We start from the raw sequence: 2,155 nt of genomic DNA, 5'->3' as shown, positions 1-2,155 counted from the left end.
CCGTTTCGGCAAGTGCCCCCTGGAACCATACCCGCTGTCCCGCCGTGGAATCCACTGCGGCATCCGTGTCTCCGCCGGCGGCGTTTATCCCGTTGTAAACCTGACAGTCTGTGGTGTTGCACAGATCAAAGCCATAGGTGTTTAAATGCTTGGAGGTAACAGAAGCGTAGGTCCGGGCGCACACGGCCTGAGCCTGCAATGCGGCCTCGGGCCACCCCTTCCCCATTTCATAGGGAAGAACGCCCTTCACATAATCCTCCAGCGATACCATGTTCACCACATACAGCCCCCCACCTGTGACCCGGGGATATTCAAAGCCCCCGGCATACCGGTAGCCCTTGAACCAGGTGGGCCCTCCCACCGGCAGAACGCCGAGGTTGTAAATGCCCTGACTGTCAAATTCAAAGAGAACCGTGGAAGACGACGTGTCCGTCACCGCCACAGCAGTAGACGTGTGTCCGCTGCCGCCGCCTATCTGGCGGGCGTAATACTGTCCGCTCACATAAGCGGGCCAACCGCCCACGCCAGCCGCTGCAGAGGCCGCCTCCTCAAAGGAGCCGTAAGGCCCTGACTGGTCAAAATTCCCAAGGTCCGCCCCCGGACGCATGGTAATGGCTGTTTGCGCAATGCTTCCAAGAGAAATAAAGTTCCTCCCATCGTCGTAATAGCCAAGAGAATAGCCTCCGCTCTGGGTATTTTCCAGATTCGCGGAGGAAACGGCAGAACTGCCAAACCGCAAGCCCACCTTCACCGTACCGTTCGCGGCGGCGGAGGCCGAAACGGTGCCAAGAGCAAGAAATATGACGAGAATCGACAGAATCCCCAATAGCTTTTTCATACATCCTCCCCATAGCTTTTCCCTTGACGGGATAAGAAAATAGTGCTACCATAATACAAATGTCCGCGACAGGTGAACAAGAAGTCCAGCTGAACGCAATACATTTATATTATAGTACAGGAAAGCCCTACATTCAACAGTAATTCGACGTTTCCCGCTAAATCATATCACTTAGGAGGCAAATCTTGATGAAACAGTACAAAGTGGGCGTTGTAGGCTGCACCGGCATGGTGGGCCAGCGCTTCGTCACCCTGCTTGAAAACCATCCCTGGTTCCAGCTTACCGCCGTGGCCGCCAGCGCGCGCAGCGCGGGAAAATTCTACGAAGAGGCCGTGGCCGCACGCTGGGCCATGGAGGGTGAAATTCCAGAGGGGGCCAAGGGACTGACTATTCTGGACGCGGAAGCCGACGCGGAGAAGCTTGCCGCCCAAGTGGATTTCATCTTCTGTGCCGTGGATATGAAGAAGGAGGAAATCCGGGCACTGGAGGAGAAATACGCAAAGCTGGAATGCCCGGTGGTATCCAATAACTCCGCCAACCGTTGGACGGAGGACGTGCCCATGGTCGTGCCAGAACTAAACGCGGAGCATCTCGAGGTCATCGAGGCCCAGCGGCGGCGCCTTGGCACAAAGCGGGGCTTCATTGCTGTAAAGTCAAACTGCTCTATCCAGAGCTATGTCCCCGCACTCCATCCCTTGCTAAAATACGGCGTGGAGCAAGCGCTGGTGTGCACCTATCAGGCCATTTCCGGCGCAGGAAAAACCTTTGAACGCTGGCCCGAGATGGTGGATAACTGCATCCCTTACATCGGCGGCGAGGAGGAGAAGTCCGAGCAGGAGCCTTTGAAGGTCTGGGGTAAGGTGGAAGACGGAAAAATTGTCACTGCCAGCGCTCCTGTCATCACGGCACAGTGCTTCCGCGTGGCCTGCCAGGATGGGCATATGGCCGCCGTGTTCATGAAATTCAAAGATGGGTGCAAACCCTCCATTGCGCAGATCAAGGAGGATTGGGCCTCTTTCCGCGGCCCCGCGCAGGAGCTGGCGCTGCCCTCCGCTCCCAAACAGTTCCTTCATTATTTCGAGGAGGCCGATCGGCCCCAGACCCGGCTGGACCGCAATCTGGAGCACGGCATGGCGATTTCCCTCGGCCGTCTGCGGGAGGACAGCCAGTATGATTACAAGTTCGTTGGCCTGAGTCACAACACTCTGCGGGGCGCGGCCGGCGGTGGTGTTCTGCTGGCAGAGCTTCTGTGCAAAAAAGGCTATATTGCCGCCAAATAATAGATGCTGCAAAGGAAAAGCGCCTGCCCACAAATGT

At 56.8% G+C, this 2,155-nt stretch carries 2 protein-coding genes; one reads left to right on the top strand and one right to left on the bottom strand.

Translation table 11 applies throughout. The features are described from left to right. On the bottom strand, positions 1-838 hold an 838-nt coding region (locus RT018_RS12325), incomplete at its 3' end, for a SpoIID/LytB domain-containing protein (protein WP_312942423.1). Positions 839-1,026: 188 nt separating this feature from the next. On the opposite strand from RT018_RS12325, the gene asd reads away from it, so the two are divergent. After that, complete coding sequence (gene asd, locus RT018_RS12320) at positions 1,027-2,118, top strand: aspartate-semialdehyde dehydrogenase (RefSeq protein ID WP_312942420.1); 1,092 nt, start codon at positions 1,027-1,029, stop codon at positions 2,116-2,118. The last annotated feature ends 37 nt before the right edge of the window (positions 2,119-2,155 follow it).

It is taken from the genome of Oscillibacter sp. (genome assembly GCF_032060045.1).
In the GTDB taxonomy this organism is placed as follows: Bacteria; Bacillota; Clostridia; order Oscillospirales; family Oscillospiraceae; genus Oscillibacter.
Note: the sequence above shows the minus strand (reverse complement) of the source record. Positions and strands in the feature narration are given on the sequence as shown.

What these genes read in the sequence shown, in the direction of transcription:
- asd (WP_312942420.1), top strand. Translation starts at nt 1,027, where the DNA reads ATGAAACAGTACAAAGTGGGCGTTGTAGGCTGCACCGGCATGGTGGGC.